The sequence below is a fragment of the Phenylobacterium sp. LjRoot225 genome (assembly GCF_964252855.1).
Classification (GTDB): Bacteria; Pseudomonadota; Alphaproteobacteria; order Caulobacterales; family Caulobacteraceae; genus Phenylobacterium.
This window is the reverse complement of the sequence record NZ_CAXUPL020000003.1, coordinates 746,627-769,678: the sequence shown is the minus strand read 5'-3', so window position 1 is coordinate 769,678 and position 23,052 is coordinate 746,627. Positions and strand designations below refer to the sequence as shown.

General features: G+C 69.3%; 13 protein-coding genes. 4 read left to right on the top strand and 9 right to left on the bottom strand.

Annotation, left to right across the window (positions count from 1 at the left end; all coding sequences use genetic code 11):
- Window positions 1-25: 25 nt before the first annotated feature.
- Window positions 26-1,918 carry a glycoside hydrolase family 15 protein gene (locus ACSQ2B_RS18845; protein ID WP_436052168.1) on the top strand — a complete coding sequence of 631 codons (1,893 nt, stop codon included), beginning with the start codon at window positions 26-28 and terminating at the stop codon, window positions 1,916-1,918.
- A 22-nt stretch (window positions 1,919-1,940) separates the two neighbouring features.
- Here ACSQ2B_RS18845 and ACSQ2B_RS18840 read toward each other — a convergent pair whose 3' ends face one another.
- Complete coding sequence (locus ACSQ2B_RS18840; RefSeq protein ID WP_436052166.1) at window positions 1,941-5,480, bottom strand: PAS domain S-box protein; 3,540 nt, start codon at window positions 5,478-5,480, stop codon at window positions 1,941-1,943.
- 57 nt (window positions 5,481-5,537) lie between these two features.
- Between ACSQ2B_RS18840 and ACSQ2B_RS18835 the strand changes: the two genes are divergently transcribed.
- Window positions 5,538-5,888, top strand: coding sequence for a hypothetical protein (locus ACSQ2B_RS18835; protein ID WP_436052164.1), 351 nt, complete (start codon window positions 5,538-5,540; stop codon window positions 5,886-5,888).
- Between the two features lie 6 nt (window positions 5,889-5,894).
- On the opposite strand, the gene ACSQ2B_RS18830 is transcribed toward ACSQ2B_RS18835, so the two are convergent.
- The 3 genes from ACSQ2B_RS18830 to ACSQ2B_RS18820 all read right to left on the bottom strand — a co-directional run bounded on the left by ACSQ2B_RS18830 (window position 5,895) and on the right by ACSQ2B_RS18820 (window position 12,313).
- Window positions 5,895-7,787, bottom strand: coding sequence for a PAS domain S-box protein (locus ACSQ2B_RS18830; protein WP_436052162.1), 1,893 nt, complete (start codon window positions 7,785-7,787; stop codon window positions 5,895-5,897).
- Window positions 7,788-7,939: 152 nt separating this feature from the next.
- Window positions 7,940-10,372, bottom strand: coding sequence for a TonB-dependent receptor (locus tag ACSQ2B_RS18825; protein WP_436052161.1), 2,433 nt, complete (start codon window positions 10,370-10,372; stop codon window positions 7,940-7,942).
- A 21-nt stretch (window positions 10,373-10,393) separates the two neighbouring features.
- The gene (locus tag ACSQ2B_RS18820) at window positions 10,394-12,313 is read right to left on the bottom strand and encodes a sulfotransferase (RefSeq protein WP_436052159.1); all 1,920 of its coding nucleotides are present in this window, start codon (window positions 12,311-12,313) and stop codon (window positions 10,394-10,396) included.
- 405 nt (window positions 12,314-12,718) lie between these two features.
- Between ACSQ2B_RS18820 and rpoH the strand changes: the two genes are divergently transcribed.
- Window positions 12,719-13,606, top strand: coding sequence for an RNA polymerase sigma factor RpoH (gene rpoH, locus ACSQ2B_RS18815; RefSeq protein ID WP_436052158.1), 888 nt, complete (start codon window positions 12,719-12,721; stop codon window positions 13,604-13,606).
- A gap of 196 nt (window positions 13,607-13,802) precedes the next feature.
- Here rpoH and ACSQ2B_RS18810 read toward each other — a convergent pair whose 3' ends face one another.
- Window positions 13,803-14,609 carry a response regulator gene (locus tag ACSQ2B_RS18810; protein WP_436052157.1) on the bottom strand — a complete coding sequence of 269 codons (807 nt, stop codon included), beginning with the start codon at window positions 14,607-14,609 and terminating at the stop codon, window positions 13,803-13,805.
- Between the two features lie 79 nt (window positions 14,610-14,688).
- Window positions 14,689-15,975 carry an adenylosuccinate synthase gene (locus ACSQ2B_RS18805; RefSeq protein ID WP_436052156.1) on the bottom strand — a complete coding sequence of 429 codons (1,287 nt, stop codon included), beginning with the start codon at window positions 15,973-15,975 and terminating at the stop codon, window positions 14,689-14,691.
- 197 nt (window positions 15,976-16,172) lie between these two features.
- On the opposite strand from ACSQ2B_RS18805, the gene ACSQ2B_RS18800 reads away from it, so the two are divergent.
- Complete coding sequence (locus ACSQ2B_RS18800) at window positions 16,173-17,159, top strand: threonine ammonia-lyase (RefSeq protein ID WP_436052154.1); 987 nt, start codon at window positions 16,173-16,175, stop codon at window positions 17,157-17,159.
- Here ACSQ2B_RS18800 and ACSQ2B_RS18795 read toward each other — a convergent pair.
- Genes ACSQ2B_RS18795 through ACSQ2B_RS18785 form a run of 3 tightly spaced genes read right to left on the bottom strand, consistent with a single transcriptional unit; the run spans window position 17,156 to window position 22,853 of the window.
- Window positions 17,156-20,290, bottom strand: coding sequence for an efflux RND transporter permease subunit (locus ACSQ2B_RS18795; protein WP_436052152.1), 3,135 nt, complete (start codon window positions 20,288-20,290; stop codon window positions 17,156-17,158). The genes ACSQ2B_RS18800 and ACSQ2B_RS18795 overlap by 4 nt on opposite strands.
- Window positions 20,290-21,384, bottom strand: coding sequence for an efflux RND transporter periplasmic adaptor subunit (locus ACSQ2B_RS18790; protein WP_436052151.1), 1,095 nt, complete (start codon window positions 21,382-21,384; stop codon window positions 20,290-20,292). The genes ACSQ2B_RS18795 and ACSQ2B_RS18790 overlap by 1 nt, the downstream gene beginning before the upstream one ends.
- A 14-nt stretch (window positions 21,385-21,398) precedes the next feature.
- Window positions 21,399-22,853, bottom strand: coding sequence for an efflux transporter outer membrane subunit (locus ACSQ2B_RS18785; RefSeq protein WP_436052149.1), 1,455 nt, complete (start codon window positions 22,851-22,853; stop codon window positions 21,399-21,401).
- Between the last annotated feature and the right edge of the window lie 199 nt (window positions 22,854-23,052).

Genomic DNA, 23,052 nt, shown 5'->3' with positions numbered 1-23,052 from the left:
CACACGAAAACCGGAAAGTCCGTCATTGCAGCAGACGCTCGACCTGTTTCCGATCGGAAATTGCACCGCCAGCGCCCTCATCGACCGCGAGGGCCGCTTCGTCTGGGCCTGCGTGCCGCGCGTCGACGGCGATCCCTTCTTCTCGGCCCTGCTCAGCGGCCGCGAGCCGGGGTCGGCCGAGGCCCAGGGCCTGTGGGACATCCAGGTCGAAGACGCCCAGCGCATCGACCAGGCCTATGACCGCAACACCCCGGTGCTGCGAACGGTGATCACCACCCGCTCCGACGCCGCGGTGGAGATCACCGACTTCTGCCCGCGCTACCGCCATCAGGGCCGGACCTACCGGCCGCTGGCCTTCATCCGCATCATCCGCCCGCTCAGGGGCGCGCCGAGGATCACCATCCGGCTGCGGCCCACGGATGACTACGGCGCCAAGCCGACCGCCCAGACCGTGGGCTCCAACCACATCCGCTACGTAGGCCGCGAGGCGACGCTCCGGCTCACCACAGACGCTCCGGTCAGCCACATCCAGGCCGAGCGCACCTTCCGGCTGGAAGAGCCGATCGCGATGTTCCTGGGGCCGGACGAGAGCTTCGACGGCGACGTCGCCCACACCTGCCAGCGCATGCTGGCCCAGACCCTCGACGAATGGCGCGGCTGGGTGCGCACCCTCTCCGTGCCGCTCGAATGGCAGGAGGCGGTGATCCGCGCCGCCATCACCCTGAAGCTCTGCGCCTATGAAGAGACTGGGGCGATCGTCGCAGCCCTGACCACCTCCATCCCCGAGCACGCCGACGAGGACGGCAAGGCGCGCAACTGGGACTACCGGTATTGCTGGCTTCGCGACGCCTACTACGTCGTCCAGGCGCTGAACCGGCTGGGCGCGGCGGACATGCTGGAGAACTACCTGGTCTACCTGCGCAACCTGGTGGACCAGGCCTGCCGGGGCGACGCCCAGGCGCCCGCGCCCTCGCCGGCCGGGACGATCGAGACCTCGACGGCCCCCGAGCTCGCCGCGGCGAACGGCAAGGCCGGCCATGTCCAGCCGGTCTACGGCGTCGGCCTGGAGCCGGTGCTGACGGAATCCATCGCCCCGCACCTGGCCGGCTATCGCGGCATGGGGCCGGTGCGGGTCGGCAACCAGGCGCACGAGCACCTTCAGCACGACGTCTACGGCCAGATCGTGCTGTCCACCGTCCAGGCCTTCTTCGACGAGCGACTGTTCCGGCCGGCGACGAAGGACGACTTCCGCGCCCTGGAGCCGATCGGCGAACGGGCCTTCGAGCTGCACGACAAGCCCGACGCCAGCCTCTGGGAGTTCCGCGGCCGCGAGGCGGTGCACACCTATTCCTCGGTGATGTGCTGGGCGGCGTGCGACCGGCTCGCCAACGCCGCGACCAAGCTCGGCCTCGACGACCGAGCCGCCTACTGGTCGCAACGCGCCGCCACGGTGCGCGACACCATCGAGACCCGGGCGTGGAACAAGGACCTCGGCCGCTATGCGGCGACCTTCGAGGGCGACGGGCTGGACGCGAGCCTGCTCCAGTTCGTCGACGTGCGCTTCTGCTCGCCCGACCATCCACGGATGCAGGCCACGATGCGTGCGGTCGAGGAAGGCCTGAGGCGCGGGACCTTCATGCTGCGCTACGCCATGCCCGACGACTTCGGCGTGCCGGAGACCGCTTTCAACTTCTGCACCTTCTGGCTGATCGAGGCCCTGCACCTCTCCGGCCGCGGCGGCGAGGCGCGCACTCTGTTCGAGGAGATGCTGGGGCGGCGCACGGCCGCGGGCCTGCTGTCGGAGGACATCTCCTTCGACGGCGACGAGCTCTGGGGCAACTATCCACAGACCTACTCCCTGGTCGGCCTGATCAACTGCGCCGCCCTGCTCTCCGAGCCCTGGTCGAGCGTCCGGTAGGGCCTCTCACTCCAGGACGCTGCTAGGCGTCGACGAGGCCGCTCAACCGCGCCGTCCAGGAATGCAGGACGCCGCCGGCGTCCTGCACGGCCGCGCGCATGCGCACGAGCTCGGCGCCGAACGACTGGCCGTCGCGGCAGGCTTCTTCGAGGCGCCGCGCCGCCTCGCCCAGGGTCAACAGGCCGAGCGTGCCGGCCGTGCCCGCGACCTTGTGCGCGTCTTCCAGCAAGGTCGTCCGCTGCTCTATGAGGAAGCGCTGCGTCAACTGCTCCTGGAACATGCGAACGAGCTTGAGCGTCATCGCGGGGCCCATGGAGGTTTCGAAAGCCTCCTGGACCTGCCGCTCCTCGTCGCGGCGCTCGGCAGACTCGCCCTGCCCCAACCCTGCCGACACGCCCTCGAAGATGCGCGCCAGCGCGCGCTCCAGGTCCTGGGGCGCGAGCGGCTTGAGGAGATGGCCGTCCATGCCCGCCGCGAAGCAGCTCTCCACCTGTTCAGGCGTCCCGCTGGCGGTCAGGGCGAGGATCGGCAGCTGCGTATGTCCCGCCGCCCGGATCGCCTGGGTCGCCGCCAGCCCGTCGGTGACCGGCATGTGGACGTCCATCAGCACCAGGTCGAAGTGCTCGCGCGCCACGGCCGCCACGGCTTCCTGACCATCGCAGGCGAGATGCACCTCGCAGGCGTGCTGCTGCAGCATCTCGTGGAACAGCTCGCGGTTCAGCGCGACGTCGTCCACCACGAGGACGCGATGTCCAGGGTAGGTGGCGCGCCCTTGCGCGGCCTTTTCGCGGCGCGGCGCCATCCGCCCGCGCTGGAGCTCGACTTCGAACCAGAAGGTCGCGCCCTCCCCCAGCGCGCTCGACGCTCCGATGCGGCCGCCCATCAACTCCATCAGTTCGCGGGAGATGGCGAGGCCCAGACCCGTGCCGCCGAAGGTGCGCGTGACGGATCCGTCCGCCTGGGAGAAGCGTCGGAACAGGTGGGGGATCTTCTCCGGCTCCACCCCGATGCCCTGGTCGACCACCTCCACCTTCAGCCAGAGGCGGTCGTCTGGCCGAGGCTCGGTTGCGAGATGGACGGTGATGGCGCCCCTGTCGGTGAACTTCACCGCGTTCGACAGGAAGTTCAGCAGCACCTGGCGCAGGCGGTATTTGTCGCCCACCAGGACGCCGGGGTCCTCTCCGAGGATATTCAGCTCGAGCGTCTTTTCCGTCGCCTGCGGCTCGACCATCGAAAGCGCTTCGGAGATCATGTCTCCCACGCTGAACGGCCGCGCCTCCAGCTGGACCGCGCCGGCCTCCAGCTTGGAGAAGTCGAGCACGTCGTTGATCAGGCTGTTCAGCGCCTCGCCGGCTCCACGCACCAGCAGGATCCGCCGCCGGTCCTCGTCGGTCAGGTCCTTGCTCTCCGCCAGCAGGCGCGAGAAGCCGATGACGCCGTTCAGCGGCGTGCGCAGCTCGTGGCTCATATTGGCGAGGAATTCCGACTTCGCGCGGTTGGCGGCTTCCGCCGCGTCCTTCGCTGTCGCCAGTTGATCCGTTATGGCGGCGAGCGCCTGCCTCTGGCGCTCCAGCGCCTCCTGAGCCTCGACTCGCTCCGTCTGATCCTGGACCTGGGCGATGAAGTGCCGTGGTTCGCCGGTCTGCGAGCGCACGATCGAGGTGGACAGATGCACCCAGACGACGCGCCCGTCCTTCCTGATGTAGCGCTTGTCGAGGTTATAGCTCTGGACCTCGCCCCTGAGCAGGCGGTCCACCAGAGCGAGATCCTCGTCCAGGTCGTCGGGGTGCGTGATCTGCTGGAACGTCATCTCCAGCAACTCTTCCTCCGAATAGCCCAAGATCCCGCAGTAGGCCTGATTGACCTTGTTGAAGCCCCCGTCCAGCCTGACCAAGGCCATGCCGATGGAGGCGTGGGTGAAGGCGGTCTCGAAGACCTCCATCTGGGCCTTGCGCTCGCTGATGTCATACATCAGCGAGGTGTATCGCCAGCCCTTCGCCGTGCAGGTGGCGCTCACGGCGGCTTCGACGGGGATCTCCGGGCCGTACTTCCGCAGCGCCATGAATTCGAAGCGTTGATTGAGGGAGGTGGGTTTGCCTGTCGCCTTGAATTGCTCGAGCCTCGCGGCGTAGGCGCCTCGATCCCGCAGCGGAACGAGGATGTCGTGCAGGACCTGTCCGACGACTTCGTCCAGGCGCCAGCCGAAGGTCAGCTCAGCGGAGCGATTCCACTCCACGACGCGTCCCGCTTCGTCGAGGCTGACGACCGCCATGTGGGCGTCGGCGATGATGCTGCTGGCGCGCGCCTCGGTGGCCGCCAGCTGCTCTTCGAGGCCGCGTCGTTCGGAAATGTCGCGGATGACGGCGATCATTTCGTGCGGCCGTCCCGCCTCGTCGCGAACCAGCCGGAAGCGGGTCTCCACCCACACCACATGGCCATCGTGATGCAGGGCGCGGTGCTGCAGGGTGGCTTCCTCCCGGCCCGCCGCCAGCTCGGCGATGGTGGCCAGGATCAGCGGCCGGTCGTCCGGATAGACGAAATCCTGCACGTGGCCGCCGGCCATTTCGTACGGACGATAGCCGAGGAGGGCATGAACGGCGGGCGAGACATAGTCTGAAGATCCGTCGAACCGGATGCTGGTGATCACGTCGGCCATGTTCTCGGCCAGCAGCTTGTAGCGCGCCTTGCTCTTCTGCAGCGTTTCGAACGCGCGCTGGCTGTCCGTGATGTCCTGCACCACGCCCAGGAAGCCGATCACCTCCCCGCGTTCGTCGAATTCGCAGACGCCGCGCGTATGCACCTCCCGGAACTCGCCGTTCGGGCGCCGCACCCGCCGGTGCTCGTCGTAGCTCGTGCGGGCGTTCACGGCCTTATGGAAATCCGTGAGCGCTTCGGGCGCCGAGGTCTCAAACAGGGCCTGCAGGTTTCCCGTGTCCAGCCCCTCGGGGCGACAGCCCATGATCCGATAGATTTCGTCCGACCAGGTGATCGCCCCGGATTTCAGGTCGAGGCGCCAGTGACCGACCGCCGACATCGCCTCGGTCATGGTCAGGAGCCGGCGCTGCTCCGCCAGGTCGCGCTCGGCGCGCCCGCCCTCGAGTTGATCGACCACCCGCCGGGCCAGGCTCTGCAGGCAGTCCAGCTCGGCGTCCGACGGCCGCGCTCTGGGTACGGTGTCGATGACGCCGAGCATCCCCAGATGGCGTCCCTCGCGGCTGGTGATCATGGCGCCGGCGTAGAAGCGGACAAAGGGCGCGCCGGTGACGAGGGGACTGACCGCGAAGTGCGGATCCTGGCGGGCGTCCTCAACGACCATGACGCCGTTGGGCGGCAGCTCCAGCACGTGGCTGAAGAAGGCGTCGGGCGGGGCCGCCGTGATCTCCAGGCCGATGCGGGCCTTGAACCACTGACGTTCGCCGTCCAGCAGCGAAACGATGGCGATCGGCGCCTGGAAGATATGGGCCGCAAGCTTGGTGATCTCGTCGAACGCCGGCTCGGGTTCCGTATCGAGAATGCGATAGGACAGCAGCGCCTCAAGGCGCTTGCGCTCGGTGTCGGACATCCGCCTCAGGTCCCTACCTTGGGCTTGAGTCTGATCGAGCCGCACGCAAAAGTATATATGTCACGGGGTCGCACGACCTTTGCGAGCAATGCCCGCGTCGCCGCCGGGCAGGTGGAAGAGATTGACCGGCGCGGAACCATCTCGGCCTACGGGCGTCCCTTCGGCATGACCGACACATCCCAAGGCGAGGCGCTCGTCGCCGCCAACGCCCTGATCAGCCGCCTCGAGGACCTGGTCGCCGACCATCTGTCCAAGGGCGACGCCCTCGACGAGAAGGAGGCCTTCTACCAGCTTGTCGAGGCCTTGGAGACCGCGCCCGAGATCGGCAAGCTGCGCCTGGCGCTCGGCGACGACCCGCATCGGTTCGGCGAACCGACGCCCGTCGCCGCAGGCGACAATACTGGCTGAGCGGCCTCAGAGCTTCGACATGGCCATGCTGATCCGGCACACCAGCCCGCCGGGTTCGAAGCTAAGCGTGGCGGAGCCGCCCAGCTCGCGCGGCAGGTTGCGCTCGATCAGCCGCGAGCCAAAGCCCTTGCGGCTCGGCTGGACCACCGCCGGGCCGCCGGCTTCCCGCCAGGTGATCGTCAGCGTCTTCTCGGCGATGATCCAGAACACCTCCACGCGCCCCAGCTCGACGGAGAGCGCGCCGTACTTCACCGCATTGGTCGCCAGCTCATGGACGGCCAGCGAAAGCGCCACCGCCGCCTGCGGGGCCAGCCAGACCTCGGGGCCCGCACAACGCACGCGCTCCGGCGCATGCATGACGAAGGGCGCCAGCGTCCGCTCGACCACCTCCGCCAGCGTCGCCCCCTCCCAGTTGCGTTCGGTGAGGATGTTGTGCGCCGCCGACAGGCCGAGGAGCCGGCTCTCCAGCCGGGCGAACGCGTCCTCGGGATCGACCGCGCCGCGCAGGCTCTGGGCGGCCATCGACTGGACTGTCGCCAGGGTGTTTTTCACCCGGTGGTTCAGCTCGTTGATCAGCAGCTTCAGATGATCTTCGTGTTGCTGCTGGTCGGCGACATCGGTGCAGGAGGCGAACCAGCGCGTGATGCGGCCATCCGCGCCGCGGATCGGCACGATCCGGGTCAGGAAGGGGCGGAACACCCCGTCGTAACGCCTGAGCGGAAACGTCATCTCAAAGGGATCGCCGGTCGCCACCGAGCGGCTCCAGCGTTCGCGGACGATGGGAAGGAATTCTGGGTCGTGAACACCCTCCCCGGTCCCGCCGTCCAGCGTGTCCGGGCTGATGCCGGTGTATTCGTGCCAACGTCGGTTGCACCAATAGGCGTGACCGTCGGCGTAGGCCATCCAGCAAAGGATCGGGATGTTGTCAGCCAGGGCGTAGAATTCCTCGGCTCGCGCCCGATCCGACTCTTCGGCCGCCTTCCGTTCGGAGATGTCCTCGACGATGGCGATGAAATAGGCCGCGGCGCCGTCGGACTCGCGCGCCAGGGAGGCCGTGAGGTTGACCCAGACCGGCTCGCCGCTCCGGCGGATGTAGCGTTTCTCCGTCGAATAGGTCTGGATGGCGCCGGCGGCCAGGGCTGCGGCCTGCTCAAGGTCCCGCGCAAGGTCATCGGGATGGGTGATCTGGGCGAAGGTGAGGTCGCGCAGATCGGAGGCCTGATAGCCGGTGATCAGGCAGAAGCGCTCGTTGACCTCGAGGAAGCGGCCATCAAGCGCGGCTCGCGCCACGCCGACCGCCGCCTGGTTGAAGACCGCGCGATAACGCGCCTCGGCCGCCGCCGCCGCCAGCCGCGCCTCGGCCACTGGCGCAAGCTGCGCCACCGAGATCGCCAGGCCCGAGGCGTCGGCGATGGTCTGCAGCAGGTCGAGCTCGTCCGCGCTCGCCTTGTGCTTACGCGACCAGTAGGCGCCGATGGCCGCGAAGGGCTCGCCCCGGCGAACCGGAGCCAGCGCCAGGCTGCGCACGAAGGTCGGCCGGTAGGCGTCGTGCGGAATGCGATCGTCCGCATAGATGTCGGCTATCGCCACCGACTGGTTGTGGGTCATGCACCAGCCGGAAATGCAGGCGGTCATCGGGAAGCGCCGGCCCTTCCAGAGCGGGGTGACGGCGTCCTCGTCGGCGTAGTGGCAGAGGTTGCCGTCCCGCAGGACGAAGGTGGCGCCGTCGGCCTTCAGGAGCGACCGGACCGCCTGGGTGACGATCTCCGTGGTCTCGGTCAGGGTCGGAACGACGGCGAGCCGGCGGATCACGGCGACCAGTCCCGCCACGTCCGAACCGCTGTGCGGCGCATGGGAGGACCTCGCGCCCGGCGCCACCAGATTGTTGGAAAAGCTCACGCTTCTGCCCTCACAACCATTCCGAGCATCATTCGCGAACAACGCGTGAAGTAGCAAGGCGGTCAAGCGCCGCACAAAAAAGCCTGGCGCCGACGCCAGGATCTCCGCCTCGGCGCGCACAGGCGCCGAGGCGGGCGTCTATCCCATCGCCGTCAGAACTTCTGGCCGAAGCGGACGCCAAGCGTCATCGGCTGGATCGGCACCACATAGACCGCCTTCGGTATGCCCGGCACGTCGGCGGCGCAGACCTCCACGGTGCAGGGCGTGTAGCGGTTGACCTGGCCGTGCGAGTTGAAGACGTTCTTCACATAGACTTCGACGCTGGTGCGGTCCTTCTCGATCCCCGCCGACAGATCGGTGACAGCGTAGCCCGGCATGGAGCCGAGGAACTCCACGTCCGAGGTGCGAAGCCCGACCTGGGTGCGGTTCTGGTAGACGAAAGAGCCCTGGGCATGGGCGTTCCAGCCCATCAGCTCGAAGGTGTAGCGGGCGGTCACATTGCCCTTGAACGGCGGGGTGTAGGGCAGACGCGCTTTGTCGGGGGCGACGATGTCCGCCCCGGAGCAGGTCGGGATGATGTCGCCGGTGTCGGGGTCTGCGCCGCAGAAGTTCCGCGCCAGCCGAGCGTTGTTGTAGGCGAAGCCGCCGGACAGGGTGAGGTCGGAGGTGGCGCGCCATTCCACCGAACCCTCGACGCCCTTGATGGTGGCCGCCGGCGCGTTCTGCACGACGGTCAGGCTGTTGAGGCCCAGGAAGGAGAACTGGAAGGCGTTCCACTTCTCGTAATAGGCGGCGAGGTTGACGATCAGGCTGCGGTCGAACCAGGCCGACTTCAGGCCGATCTCGTAGTTCTTCAGCTTGTCCGCCGCGTAGGGACCAAGCAGGCCGTTGCGGTTGAGGCCGCCCGGCCGGTAGCCGGTGGAATAGGTCGCATAGACCAGCCGGTCGCGGTCGAACTTGTAGGTGCCGTTGAACCGGTAGGTCTCGCCCGAGCCTGTGACCACCTTGTTCAGGTTCACGCAGGGCAGGTCGTGATAGGTGGTGAGGAACTGGCAGTTGACCGAATTCGCGCCCATGCCCGAGCTGTAGCCGGTCAGTTCGTTGTAGCCGGCGCCGAAGCCGTAGAAGCCCGCCAGCGAGTTCCGGTACTTGTAGGTGCGGACCCCGGCGGACAGGCTGAGCTGTTCGGTGACGTCGAAAGTCGCCTGGCCGAAGGCGGCCTTGTCCTTGTCGACGCGCTGCTGGTTGGTCAGCCAGATGGTCCCCGGATAGCCGGTCGGCGAGAGCGCCGGGTTGAAGCCAGCGATCTGGTAGTTCTGGAGGATCCAGTGGTCCTGCTGCTCCCAGAACAGGCCGGCGATGAAGTGCAGCCGGTCGCTGGACGGCGAGACGATGCGCAGCTCGTGGCTCTGCTTGCTGAACCGGTCGCGCCCGGTGATCGACTGCTGCGGCGTGGCCAAGGGCGCGCCGCTGGCGTCCTGCCAGTAGGCCCCTGAGCCGTAGGCCGCGTCGTAGAAGATCGAATAGTCCGTATAGTCGGTCGTCGAATCAACCCGGCGCTTGAAGTAGCCGCCGGAGTAGACGAGGTCGTACTTGCCGATCTTGCCGTTGATGGTCAGCGCGGCCTGGGCCCAGCGGTCTTTGAAGCGATCCGGCTGGAAGCGGTTGACCTGCAGGAAGCCGACGCTCGGCTGGTAGCCGAAGACCCCTTTGTACTTCTGCTCCTGGGCGATGATCGTGGGCGAGATCGTCCAGTTCTCGTCCAGGTCCACCTTCAGCGCGGCGCGGCCGCCGAAGGTGTCGGTGGGGTTGAAGTTCTTCTTCGCCACGGCGGCGTTGTCGATGGTCGCGCCGGAGGTCGGGAAGGTGCGCGTGGCGGGCGTGTTGTCGATGAAGCCGCCGTCGCGCTCGTACCAGCCGACCAGGCGCACGGCCGCCTTCTCGCCCAGCGGCTGGTTGACGAAGCCCTCCGCGATATAGCCGGCCTCGCCGTGATCGACGTAGGTCCCCTGCAGGTCATAGCCGGCGTGGAAGCCGTCGGTGGTCGGCTTGTTGGTGATGATCCGCAACGTCCCGGCCTGGGAGCTGGCGCCATAGAGGGTCCCCTGCGGCCCGGGGAGGACTTCGATCCGCTCCAGGTCGTAGGCGTGGACGTCGAGGACGCCGCCGATGGTGGTGATCGGCTGCTCGTCCAGATAGACGCCGACGCTCGGCAGCGGGCCGGAGTGGTTGGCGTTGTCGCCGCTGGAGACCCCGCGCATGTAGATGCTGGTCTGGCTGGGGGCCAGGGTCTGGAAGGTGACCGAGGGCGTGTACTTTATATAGTCCTGGAACTGGTTGACGTTCAGCCGCTCCAAGGCGACCGCGCCGAGCGCTTGGATGCTGGCCGGCACGTCCTGGATATTCTCCGAGCGCTTCTGCGCCGTGACGACCACCTCGGCGATGGTGTTGGCGTCGCCTTCGGCGGCGGCCCCGGCGGCCAAGGCCGGCAGCGGACTGAGCATGGTGCCCGCCAGCAGCGCCCCCACCATGGCCCTGCGGCGTCCGGCGCGCAGCATGCGCGCCGCTTCGAGATCGACGTTCATCTTAAACCCCCTCTTGGTCCTTCACGGAACGGCGTCTTCGCCGCTCGTCCCGCTTCGATAGGTCGTGAGCGCCGCCCCCAGCGCGGTTGCGAGCGGCGCGAGCCAGGGCTCGAAGCGCCGCCATTGGTCCAGGCCGTCGCGGAAGATCGGCCGGCGCACCTGCTCCGAGCTGGCGGTGCGCACCGCCCGCTCGTTCTCGTAGAAGCGCAGGCAGGCCGGATCGAAATCCAGGCCGCAGTAGTCGAGCAGCCGGCGGGTCTCGCCCTCCAGGTCCTCGACCATCTGTTCGTAGAAGACCCGATGGACCCGGCCCGGCAGCACCTCGTCGAAGTGCGCCATCAGCTCCACATAGTCGCGGTAGTAGAGGCCGAGGTCAGCGAGGCCGTAGGAGAAGTGCTGGCCGCGCGCGAAATGCTGTTTGAAGGCCGAGAAGCAGGCGCCCATCGGATGGCGCCGCGCATCGATGATCTTCGCCCGCGGAAGGATCAGCTGGATCAGGCCAGTGTGGACGAAGTTGTTCGGCATCTTGTCGATGAAGAAGGGTCGCGCCGACTTCCGCTGGACCCGGGTGCGCTCCAGGAACTGCTCGCCCAGTTCGCGCAGCCGGTCGGGGGAGAGGCCCTCGACGGCGGTCGGATAGCCGTCGATCTCCTTGGCCAGGGCCGCCAGGTCCGGCAGCTCCATCGTGCCTTCCACGTCCGGATGGCTCGATAGCACCTGCTCGATCAGGGTCGAGCCGGAGCGCGGCAGGCCGACGATGAAGATGGGATCGGCGGCGTCGCAGCCCTGGCCGGCGCGCCGGTCGAAGAGGTCCGGCGTGAACGCCGCCCGGATGCGATGCATCTGCTCGGTCGCCGCCGCCGCGTCATAGCCGACCTGCTCGCGGCGCAGGCGCGCGCCCTCGACATAGGCCGCGAAGGCCGGCGCGTCCTGGCCGGCGTCTTCCAGCGCCTTGCCGTCGGCGTAGTGCAGGTGGAGGCGGTCGTCGTCCGACAGCTCCGGCCGCGCCAGTTCGCGGCGCAGGACCGCCAGGTCGTCGTCCGAAAACCGATGGGTCTTGAGATTGGCCAGGCTCCACCAGGCCTCGCCCAGTCCGGGCTGCAGGGCGATCGCCCGGTGATAGGCCTCGACGCTCTCGGTCTGCCGGCCGAGCGTCCGCAGGGTATGGCCAAGGCTCAGCCACAGCTTCGACTGGTCGGGGTGGCGCGCCAGCACCGTCCTGTAGAAGGCGGCGGATTGCTCGTACTCGCCGACCAGGGTGAGGGCTGCGGCCTTCAGGCCGATGAAACCCATATTGTCGGGCTCGACGGCCAGCAGCCGCTCGACCTGCGCCAGCGCCTCGGCGCCCCGGTTCTGGCGCTGCAGGACGACGGCCAGGGTATGGCGCGCGCCGAGGAAGCTGGGCGCCAGCTCCAGGCAGCGGACCGCCAGCGCCTCGGCGTCGGCGTAGCGGCCGAGCCGGGTCGCCAGCTCCGCCAGCATCCGCATGGCCGCCACGTCGGTGGGGTGGGCCTTCAGCCGCTGCTTGAGCTGCTGCTCGGCCTCCGGAAGCCGGTCCTCGGCGAGGTCGCCGGCGGCGGCCATCAGCAGCGGATCATGCACCGCATATTCGATGTGCCGCAGATAGGCCTCGTCGGCGGTCTCGGGCTCGTCGGCGGCGACCGCCAGATCGCCCAGCGCCAGCCAGACCGCAGGCGATTGCGGGGCGAGGCCGAGGGCGTGCTGCAGGGCCGCGCGGGCGTGGTCGAGACGGCCGAGCGCCTGCTCGGCGGCGGCCAGGATCAGCAGGGCCTCGACGTGCCGAGGCGCGACCTTGAGGATCTCCAGGGCCTGCAGGAGGGCGGCCTGCGGACGCGGGCCCAACAGCCGGCGCGCGTAGTCCAGAGCCACGCCCAGCTCGCCGAAGTCCTCCCGCCGCTGCTGCAAGACCGCCGAATCCATCGCACCTCCGGGCTCGACCGGACGAGCGGGCGGGCGGGGTGTCAACGGAGTTGCGGGCGCGCCTCAGGCTACGGCGGTGCGGCGCCTAGGAACTAGGCGCGCGCCGAATTCATCGTCACACGAGGTCACGCGAGCCGCGAACCCGGCCCCAGGAAGAGATCTCGCCCTGCGCCGCATCAACGACAGCGCAACCGCCCCGAGAGAACCTGTCGCACTTGTAAGAATCCTTGCCTTGAAGCCGCCCCGATGGAGGAATAAATACCCTAGCGGTGTAGTCGGACATTCGGGCCGCCTCCCCCGCATCTAGCTCTACCGCAACCTCGTTCCTATCTGAGGGGTTGGGGGACATGGTGTGCTTGCGCAACCTCGCGCGACGGCCCGCGTCCGGAAATGAGGGGATAGTCCATGGCCGTGAACGCGCTCGCCGTGATGTCGCCGGAAGGCGGCCTGAGCCGGTATCTCTCGGAGATCCGGAAATTTCCCATGCTGGCCAAGGACGAGGAGTTCATGCTCGCCAAACGCTGGCAGGAGCATGAAGACCCGCAGGCGGCCCACCGCATGGTCACCAGCCACCTGCGCCTCGTGGCGAAGATCGCCATGGGCTACCGCGGCTACGGCCTGCCGATCGGCGAGGTGATCTCCGAGGGCAACGTCGGCCTGATGCAAGCGGTGAAGAAATTCGACCCGGACAAGGGCTTCCGCCTGGCGACCTACGCCATGTGGTGGATCCGCGCCTCGATCCAGGAATACATCCTGCGGTCCTGGAGCCTGGTGAAGATGGGCACCACCGCGGCGCAGAAGAAGCTGTTCTTCAACCTGCGCAAGGCGAAGTCCGAAATCGCCGCTCTGCAGGAAGGCGACCTGCGCCCCGACCAGGTGAGCCAGATCGCCACCAAGCTCGGCGTGCTCGACGAGGAGGTCATCTCGATGAACCGCCGCCTCGCCGGCGGCGACGCCTCGCTGAACTCGCCCCTGCGCGCGGACTCGGAATCGGAATGGCAGGACTGGCTGGTCGACGATACGACCCCCAGCCAGGAGACCGTGGTCGCCGACAGCGAGGAGCGGACCATCCGCATGAGCCTGCTCGAGGAGGCGATGACCGAGCTCTCCGACCGCGAGCGGCACATCCTCACCGAGCGGCGTCTGAAGGACGAGCCGACCACGCTCGAGGAGCTCGCCGCCCAGTACGGCGTCAGCCGCGAGCGGGTACGCCAGATCGAGGTCCGCGCCTTCGAGAAGCTGCAGAAGTCGATGCGGACGGCCGCTGTGGAACGGAACCTGGTGGACGCGTAGGGCGAGTAACGCCCCCTCCGGGGGAGAACTATCGCCTAAATGCCCGTCATCCCGGACGGCCGCAGGCCGATCCGGGACCCAGGGCCGCCGCACTGCAGGACCCCCTGGGTCCCGGATCGCCGCTTCGCTCCGGCCGGGATGACGGCTCAGGTTGAAAGCATATGCAACTGCCCTGCCTCACAGGGGGGCATCTGACCTAAGCCGCGTGGCGCGCATCGCGGCCGCCGTAGCCCAGCAGCGACTGGGCGCGGCGGCTGGCTTCGGCTGCGTTCAGTCCGCCGGCGCCAGCGACTTCGAACAGGTAGCGGTGCAGCTCGTTGGTGGCCATCGCCAGGCGATTGTCGGAAACCTCCGAGGCCGCGAGCGTCAGCTCGGTGGTCTGGGCGAGCAGGGCGCGCAGCGCTTGGGTCGGGTCACGGTCGATGGCCGACAGCGCCGAGCGGACGATCTTCAGGGCCTCGGCGATGCGCACCGCCTGCGGCGGCGCGGGCTGGTCGGAGAGCCGCTTCAGCGGCCCCTGGTACTCCGCCGAATTGAACCGGCGCCGGTCCGGGCCGACATAGTCCATCGCCTCCACCCAGCCGCGCGAATGCAGAGTCACGGCCTCCAGCCGGCGGGTCAGGTCCTTGACCGTATAGGGCCGGCGGACGAACTCGTGCGCGCCCGCGTCGCGGCCGGCGAGGATCGCCGCTGCGGGGGCCTGGTGGGTGACCAGGATCACCGGCGCTTGGCGGCAGGCCAGGCGCCCCCGCCGCAGGGCCCGCGTGAACGCCGCGCCGTCGACGGTGTCGGACGAAAGCTCGCAGAAGATCACCTGAGGATCGACCTTGTCGGCCATCTTCAGCGCCTTGGCGTTGGTCGGCGCCATCCACAGATCGGGCTGGCACATGTCGCGCAAAAGCTCGCCGAGCATCCGCGCGCTGTTGGGCTGCGGATCGACGATCAGCACCCGGCGCAGCATGGGCGACATGCGTTGGGTCGTCTTGGCGATTTGGTTGAACACGGCAGGCTCCAGGCGTCTGCCTGTCCTAGCGCGCGGTCTGTAAAGAACGCCTTGACGGACCCCTGTTCCGCGGCCCGAATTAGTCCTGGAACGGATCGCGCATCAGGATGGTGTCGTCGCGCTCCGGGCTGGTCGAAAGCAGGGCCACAGGCGCGCCGATCAGCTCCTCGATGCGGCGCACATATTTGATGGCGTTGGCCGGCAGGTCGCGGGTGTCGCGGGCGCCTGCTGTGGTCTCGCTCCAGCCGTCCAGTTCTTCGTAGACCGGCTCCAGCGACGCCTGCGCCTTCAGTCCGGCGGGGAAGTAGCTGAGGGTCTCGCCGTTCAGCTTGTAGCCCGTGCAGACCTTCAGCTTGGAGAAGCCGTCCAGCACGTCGAGCTTGGTCAGCGCAATGCCGCTGATGCCGTTCAGCGCCACCGACTGGCGGACCAGGGCGGCGTCGAACCAGCCGCAGCGCCGCGCCCGGCCGGTGACCGTGCCGAACTCGTGGCCGCGCTCGCCCAGCCGCTGGCCGACCTCGTCGAACAGCTCGGTCGGGAACGGCCCTTCGCCCACGCGGGTGGTGTAGGCCTTGACGATCCCCAGCACGAAGCCCGCGCCGCGCGGGCCGATGCCGGAACCCGCCGCCGCCTGGCCGGCCACGGTGTTGGAGGAGGTCACATAGGGATAGGTGCCGTGGTCGACGTCGAGCAGCGCGCCCTGGGCGCCTTCGAACAGCACCCGTTTGCCGGACTTGACGATCTCGTCGAGCAGCAGCCAGGCGGGACGGGCGAAGGCCAGGATCTGCGGCGCCAGCCTCTCCAGCTCAGTCAGCAGGGCGGCGGCGTCGACGTCCGGCAGGCCCAGGCCGCGGCGCAGTGGCGTGTGGTGGGCCAGCAGCCGGTCGATCTTGGCCTCCAGCGCCGAACGGTCGGCAAGGTCGGCGACGCGGATCGCCCGACGGCCGACCTTGTCCTCGTAGGCCGGGCCGATGCCGCGGCCGGTGGTGCCGATCTTGTTGGTCGCGACCGCCTCGCGCGCCTGGTCGAGGTCGCGATGCAGCGGCAGGATCAGGCAGGCGTTGTCGGCCAGCACCAGCAGGTCCGGGGTGATCGCCACGCCCTGGCCGGCCAGTTTCTCGATCTCCGACAGCAGGTGCCAGGGGTCGACCACGACGCCATTACCGATCACCGACAGCTTGCCCTGCACCACGCCGGAGGGCAGCAGCGACAGCTTGTAGGTCTTGCCGTCGACCACCAGGGTGTGGCCGGCGTTGTGGCCGCCCTGGAAGCGCACGACCACGTCGGCGCGGTTCGACAGCCAGTCGACCAGCTTGCCCTTGCCCTCGTCGCCCCACTGAGCGCCGATCACCGTCACATTGGCCATGGATATGTCTCTTCGACCCGCCTGGAGGGACCCAGCCGCCCTTCGACAGGTGCTCGGCGGATGGGCTTGGTCGGTTGTAGCGCACAAAAACCGGTTCGGCGGCGCGCGGGCGGTTTAGACGAGACCGAGGCCGGCCTCAAGAGGGCGCCGCGTCGGAGGGCTTCGCGGCCCCCGCGGGGCGCGGTATCTCTTCACCCATGCCCGCCCCCAGCGTCACCCTCGCCGACATCGAAGCCGCGGCCCGGCGTATCGCCGGCATCGCGGTGGAAACCCCGCTGATCGAGAGCCCGGCGCTCAACGAGCGGCTGGGGGCCCGGGTGCTGATAAAGCTCGAGACCCTGCAGCGCGTCGGCGCCTTCAAGTTCCGCGGGGCCTACAACCGCCTGTTCCAGCTGGACGTCGGGGCGCGCCGGCGCGGGGTCGTGGCCTTTTCCTCCGGCAACCATGCCCAGGGCGTGGCGCTGGCGGCCCGGCTGCTGGGGATTCCCGCCCTGATCGTCATGCCGTCCGACGCGCCCGAGGTGAAGGTGGCCGCCACCCTCGGCTACGGGGCGGAGGTGCATCGCTACGACCGGCTGACCGAGAGCCGCGAGGCGATCGCCGCCGCCATCGCCTCGGAGCGCGGGGCCGTCGTCGTCCCGGCCTTCGACGATCCGCACATCATCGCCGGCCAGGGGACGGTGGGGCTGGAGCTCGCCCGACAAGCCGCGGCGGTCGGCGCCCACCTGGACCTGGCGCTCGCGCCGGTCAGCGGCGGCGGCCTGCTCGCAGGATTGTCGATCGCACTGAAAGCGCAGGCGCCCGACGTCGAGATCTGGGGGGTCGAGCCCGCCGGCTTCGACGACCTGCGCCAGTCGCTGGAGGCCGGCCGGCGGGTCGCCATCACCCCGCCGGGCCGATCGCTGTGCGACGCGCTGGAAAGCCCCGTCCCCGGCGAGCTGACCTTCCCGATTCTCCAGCGAAACCTCGCCGGCGCGGTCGCGGTCACCGACGCCGAGGCCGCCGAGGCGATGCGCTACGCCTTCGGCGCGCTGAAGCTGGTGGTCGAGCCCGGCGGATCCGCCGGATTGGCCGCCCTGCTCGCCGGTCGCGTCGAGGTCGCCAGCCGCACCGTCGGCCTGGTGCTGTCCGGCGGCAATGTCGATCCCGAGCTTTTCGCCCGGGTGATAAGAGGCGAGCTCTAGCCCGCCTCCTCCGGCGTGGCGGCCGGAGCCGGCTCGCGCGGCGTCACCACCTTGGCGAGCTTGGGGCGCAGCCACTGTTCGAAGTCGTCGATGAACTCGTAGACGACCGGGACCAGGAACAGCGACAGGGCCGTCGAGGTGATCAGGCCGCCGATCACGGCCACCGCCATCGGTTGCCGGAACTCCGACCCCTTCTCCAGCGCGAGCGCCGTGGGGAGCATGCCGGCCGCCATGGCCAGCGTCGTCATGATGATCGGACGCGCGCGCTCGTGGCAGGCCTCCAGCAGGGCGGCGCGCTGGGTCATGCCCCGGCGCTCGCCCTCGATGGCGTACTCGACCAGCAGGATCGAGTTCTTCGCCGCCAGCCCCAGCAGCATCAGGAAGCCGATCAGCGAGGGGATCGACAGCGAGAGGTGGAAGATCAGCAGCCCGAGGAAGGCGCCGCCCACCGCCAGCGGCAGGGCCGAGAGGATCACGACCGGCTTGAAGAAGGACTTAAACAGCAGGATCAGCACGCCGTAGATCATGCCCACGCCGGCGAACACGGCCAGGCCGAAGCTGCCGAACAGCTCCTGCATGAACTTGGTGTCGCCGGTGGCCGCCGGGCGCACGCCCTTGGGCGGGCTCTTCATGATCGGCAGCGCCTGGACCGCCTTGGCGGCGTCGCCGAGCACGACCCCGGCGTTCAGCTCCGCCTGGACCCCCATCTGACGGGCGCGGTTGAGGCGGTTGATCTGGCCGGGCCCCGCCTGGAACTGGACATCGGCGACGGCGCCCAGCGTGGTCACGCCGCCGGCCGCGGTCGGCACGCGCAGATTGCGGATGCGCTCCAGGTTCGAGCGCGCATCGGCGGGCAGGCGCACGCGGATCGGGATCCGGCGCTCGCCCTCGTCGAACTTGGCGACATTGGCGTCGATGTCGCCGGTGGTGGCGATCCGGGCGATCGAGGCGAGGGTGTCGGTCGAGACGCCCAGGCGCGCGGCTTCGTCGAACCGCGGCCGGATCACCACCTCCGGCGAGGTCGGCGGCGTCGACGGGCGCGCGTCGTTGAGCACCTTCAGCGTCCGCATCTGGCGCTCGAGCTCGGCTGTCGCCGCCTCCAGCGCCTTGGGGTCGTCGCCGGTCAGCACCTGCTGGAAGCCGGCCTGGCCCTGGATATCGAGGAAGTTCAGCCGCGCGTCCGGGATGGCCAGCAGCCGCTCGTGCACGCGTGAGCGGAACGCGTCCCCGCTGACCGTCCGCTTCGGCTTCAACAGGACCGTGGCGGTGCCCGTCTGCAGGTCGGTGCCGCCGAGATTGAGGCCCGCGCCTCCGGTCGAGCCGATCTGGACGAAGACGTCGCTGACCTCCGGCTGATTCTGGAACAGGGCGCTGACGTTCGAGGCGGTGCGCTCCATGTCCTGGACAGTGGCGCCCGGCGGGCCCTTGATGCCGACGTAGAGGTAGTCGGGGTCGCCGACCGGCTGGAAGCCCTGCGGCAGCAGGGGCACGAGCGCCAGCGAGCCCAGGAAGATGACGCCGCCCGCCACGGAGGCCACGATCCGGTGGTCGAGCGCCCACTCCAGGACCCGGCGATAGCGGCCCTCGAACGGCTTCGGCACGTGCGGACGCACCGAGGGTTTCAGGAAATAGGCCGCCATCAGCGGGGTGAGCAGGCGCGCGGTCAGCAAGGAGAACAGCACCGCGACGGCCACCGTCAGTCCGAACTCGCGGAAGAACTGGCCGCCGATGCCCGGCATGAAGCTGACCGGGGTGAAGACCACGACGATGGCCATGGTCGTGGCCACCACCGCCAGGCCGATCGCGTCGGCGCCCAGCATGGCCGCGGCGTAGGGCCGAAGCCCCGCGGCGACGCGTTTCTCGATGTTCTCGATCTCGACGATGGCGTCGTCGACCAGGATGCCGATGACCAGTGTCAGGGCGAGCAGGGTGACCACGTTCAGCGAGAAGCCGACCGCCTGCATCACCAGAAAGGTCGGGATCAGCGAGATCGGCATGGCGAAGGCCGTAATGACCGTCGCGCGCCAGTCGCGCAGGAAGAAGAACACCACCAGGGCCGCCAGCAGCATGCCTTCGATCAGCACGTGCTGGGTGGCGCTGAAGCTGGTGCGGGTCTCGTCGACCGAGGAGAAGATCCGGGTGAACTTGACGCCCGGATGGCTCTTTTCCATCTGGGCGAGCTTGGCGATGACCGCGTCGTCCACCGCGACGTCGCTGGCCTCGCGCGTCTTCATCACCTGGAAGCCGACCACCGGCCGGCCGTTCAGGCGCGCGAAGCCGCGCACCTCCGAGGTTCCGTCGCCGATGTCGGCCACGTCGGTCAGCTTCACGAAGCCGCCCGTCCCGGTCGGGATGGTGAGGTCGCGCAGCTGGCGCAGGGTCTCGACGGAGCCGACGACCCGGAGCGTCTGCTCGCGGCCGCCGATGTCGAGCCGGCCGCCCGGCGCCTCGGTCTGCACCCCGCGCAGGGCGTTGTTGATCTGGTAGGCGGTGAGGCCGCGCGCGGCCAACCGGTCGGGATCGACCAGGACGTTGATTTCGCGGTTCACGCCGCCGACGCGCGACACCTGGGCCACGCCGTTGGCCGACTGCAGCTCGCGCGAGATGGTGTCGTCGACGAACCAGGAGAGGTCCGCGTCGCTCATGCCCGGCGAATAGACCGCATAGGTCAGGATCGGGGCGGAATCGATCTCCACCCGCTTGACGATGGGTTCGTCGATGTCGCGAGGCAGGTTGGCCCGGATCCCGTCCATGGCCGAACGGACCTCGTCGGTCTTCTTCTGCAGATCCTCGCCCATCTCGAACTGGATGGAGGTGGTCGACACGCCCTGGGTGACGGAGGACTGGATATCCTCGACATTGGAGATGCCCGCCATCGCGTCCTCGACCGGACGCGTGATCTGGGTCTCCATCTGGGCCGGCGCCGCGCCGCTCTCGGTCACGGTGACCGTCACCAGCGGGAAGGTGATGTTCGGGAACTGCTTCACCGGCAGGCCGCTGTAGGCGATCATCCCCGCCAGCATCAGCGCGAGGAAGAGCACCGCCACCGGCACCGGGTTGCGGATCGCCCAGGCGGAGATCTTGAAGCCGCCGTCCTGCGGGCCTTCGGGCTCGTGCGGGGCGTCGCTCATCAGCGGGTCACCGCCGTCTGAACCGCGCCTTCCACAGGCCGCACCAGATCCCCGTCAAGCAGGAAGCTCGCCGCGTTCGCCACGACGCGCGATCCCGCCGGCGGGCCGTCGGTCAGCTGGACCAGCCCCGAGCCGCGCAGACCGGCGCGCACCGGAACCTGCTTCACCCGGTTGTTGGTCTGCAAGACCATCACGCTGGCGCCGTTGGCGTCGTAGCGCACCGCCGTCTCGGGAACCGCCAGCGCCTTGCCGGCGGCGTCGGTGAACACCGCCCGGCCGTAGCCGCCGGCGCGGATGTCGTCGCGCACGGGCAGGGCGAGCCGCACGTAGCCGAGCTTGGTTTGCGGATCGATCTGCGGGCTGATCAGGCGGACCGACCCGGTCACCACCGCGCCGCTGGGCAGGGTGACCTGGGCCTGCTGGCCCGGACGGACCCGGGCCAGGTCGTCTTCCGAGAGCTGCGCCTGCAGCTCGACCTGGCCGTCGGCGGCGATCCGGAACCAGGCGTCCGTTCCGCCGGCGGACAGGTCGCCCGGACGCACGGTCTTCTCGAGCACCAGGCCGCTGACGGGCGCGACGACCTGCAACTTGGCCTGGCGGACGCGAAGGTCGCGCAGCGCCGCGGCCTGGGCGTTGGCGGTCGCGCGGGCGGCGCGGGCCTGGAAGCGGCGTTGGGCGATCTGCTCCTGACTGAGCACGCCTTGGTCATCGAGACCTTTCACCCGCGAGGCCTGGTCCTCGGCCTGGGCGGCCTGGGCCTCGGCCTGGGCGAGCTGGGCCTGTTGCTGGGCGACCTGGCTCTCGATCAGCGCCGGGTCGAGGCGGACCAGCACCTGGCCCCGGCGGACGTACTGGCCGACATCGGTCAGCACCGCGGCGACCCGGTAGCCGGTGACTTCCGGCAGGACGGCGGCTTCCTGGCGGGCGACCAGGTCGCCCGAGGCGGCCAGCGCGCCGGCGATGGCGCGCGGCTCGATGCGCACCACCGTCACCGTGCGCGCCTGGGCCGGCGCCGCTTTGGGCTCAGCTTTGTGGCAGCCGGACAGCGCCAAGGCGGCGCCGAGGGCGAGAAGGGCGGTCGTCGGTCGTCTCATCCGGTCAAGTCTCATTAGGCGCCGCGATCAGGGGCCGGCGTAAGGGTCGCCTGCGGTTTGGAAGGGGCCTCGCCGCCGGACCAGCCGCCGCCGATGGCCTTGTAGGCCTGCACGGCCCGACGCACGGCCTCCACCTGGGCGGAGGTGAGCTGGGTGCGCGTCGCGCGCCAGGACTGTTCGGCCGAAAGGGTGTCCTGCAGATCGTTCAGGCCCAGGCTGTAGCCCAGGCGCGCCGCCTTGAAGGCGCGCTGGGCGCGGGCTTCGCCGTCGGTCAGCAGGGCGACGCGGCGGCGGTCGGCGTCGAGCCGGACCAGCGCCCCCTCAGCCTCGCCGAAGGCGGTCTGCACCGCCTTCTCGTAGCCGGCCGCCGACTGTCGGGCGCGGGCGTCATAGACCTTGGCCTGCGCCAGCAGGCTCGGGATGTTGAGCACCGGCTGGCTGACGGCCCCGCCGAGGCTCCAGCTGGTCGAGGCGTTGGTCGAGTCGCCCTGGATGGTCTTGGACCACCCGTAGCCCGGCTTCAGGGTGAAGGTCGGCAGGAAGGCCAGCCGAGCCACCGTCACGCTGCCGATCGCCGCCCGCAGCTGCGCCTCCGCCTGGCGCACGTCGGGCCGACGGCGCAGAAGCTCGCTGGGGACCGCCGCCGGCACGACCGGCGCGGCGGCGACGAAGGGCTGCACGTCGATGCTGCTGGTGGGCTCCACGGTCCGTCCGGCGAGGATCAGCAGCGTGCGGCGCTGGACCTGCAGCTCCGCCTCGAGCGAGGCGACCTGGGCCTCCGACTGCGAGAGGTCGCCGGCGACGCGGTCCGCGTCCGCGGTCGTGGCGAGCCCGGCCTGGGCGCGCTTGGCGGCCAGCTCGTAGAGCTCGCGCTGGATGCGCGCCGTCTCGCGCGCGTCGGCCAGCTGGATGGCCAGGCCGCGCGCCTGGAAATAGGCGTCGGCGACCTGGGCCGCGAGACTGGTGCGCGTCCCCACATAGTCGAAGCCCGCGGCGGCGACATCGGCGTTCGCCACCTTGCGGGCCGCCAGGAAGCGCCCGAACAGGTCCACCTCCCAGCTCACGTCGAAATTGGCCGAATAGCTTTCGGTGGCCCCGCCGCTGGTCAGGCCGGGGATCTCGATGCCCGGAATGACCAGGCCGCCCCGGGTGTCGGTGCGCGTCGCCGAGCCCTTGGCGTCGCCCTGGGGCAGGAACTGGAAGAGGGAGCTCTGCCGGCTGGCGCGCGCCTCGAGCAGGCGCGCGGCGGCGCTCTTCACGTCGGGATTGGCGACCAGCGCCTGGTCGATCAGGGCGGTCAGTTGCGGATCGTCGAAGGTCGTCCACCAGCGGTCGAGCGCCACCGCGCCGGCGGGCGCCGGCTGGGGCGCCTCGTAGGCGACGGGCAGGCGCAGATCCGGCTTCGGCGCGGAGCCGCAAGCGGCGAGCGCAAAGCAAAGGGGCGCGGCGATGTAGACGACGGAACGCATGGATGTTGTTTTCAGGCCGGTTGACCCCGGCGGTTATCCCCCCGTCGGCGAAGATGCGCCGCCGGCTGGGCTAGTTGTTGGACGCACATCGTGACCGGCGCAAGAACCTCGCCGACACACCCCTCCCAAAACGCCCCTCCCCCGCGCGCATCGTCTGCGGACGCCTCGCAATCTCCGCTTACGCGGAAATGCTTCATGG

Coding starts and splice junctions, on each gene's coding strand:
- ACSQ2B_RS18840 (WP_436052166.1), bottom strand. CDS start 5,480: ATGTCCGACACCGAGCGCAAGCGCCTTGAGGCGCTGCTGTCCTATCGC.
- ACSQ2B_RS18835 (WP_436052164.1), top strand. CDS start 5,538: ATGTCACGGGGTCGCACGACCTTTGCGAGCAATGCCCGCGTCGCCGCC.
- ACSQ2B_RS18825 (WP_436052161.1), bottom strand. CDS start 10,372: ATGAACGTCGATCTCGAAGCGGCGCGCATGCTGCGCGCCGGACGCCGC.
- ACSQ2B_RS18820 (WP_436052159.1), bottom strand. CDS start 12,313: ATGGATTCGGCGGTCTTGCAGCAGCGGCGGGAGGACTTCGGCGAGCTG.
- rpoH (WP_436052158.1), top strand. CDS start 12,719: ATGGCCGTGAACGCGCTCGCCGTGATGTCGCCGGAAGGCGGCCTGAGC.
- ACSQ2B_RS18805 (WP_436052156.1), bottom strand. CDS start 15,975: ATGGCCAATGTGACGGTGATCGGCGCTCAGTGGGGCGACGAGGGCAAG.
- ACSQ2B_RS18800 (WP_436052154.1), top strand. CDS start 16,173: ATGCCCGCCCCCAGCGTCACCCTCGCCGACATCGAAGCCGCGGCCCGG.
- ACSQ2B_RS18795 (WP_436052152.1), bottom strand. CDS start 20,290: ATGAGCGACGCCCCGCACGAGCCCGAAGGCCCGCAGGACGGCGGCTTC.
- ACSQ2B_RS18790 (WP_436052151.1), bottom strand. CDS start 21,384: ATGAGACGACCGACGACCGCCCTTCTCGCCCTCGGCGCCGCCTTGGCG.
- ACSQ2B_RS18785 (WP_436052149.1), bottom strand. CDS start 22,853: ATGCGTTCCGTCGTCTACATCGCCGCGCCCCTTTGCTTTGCGCTCGCC.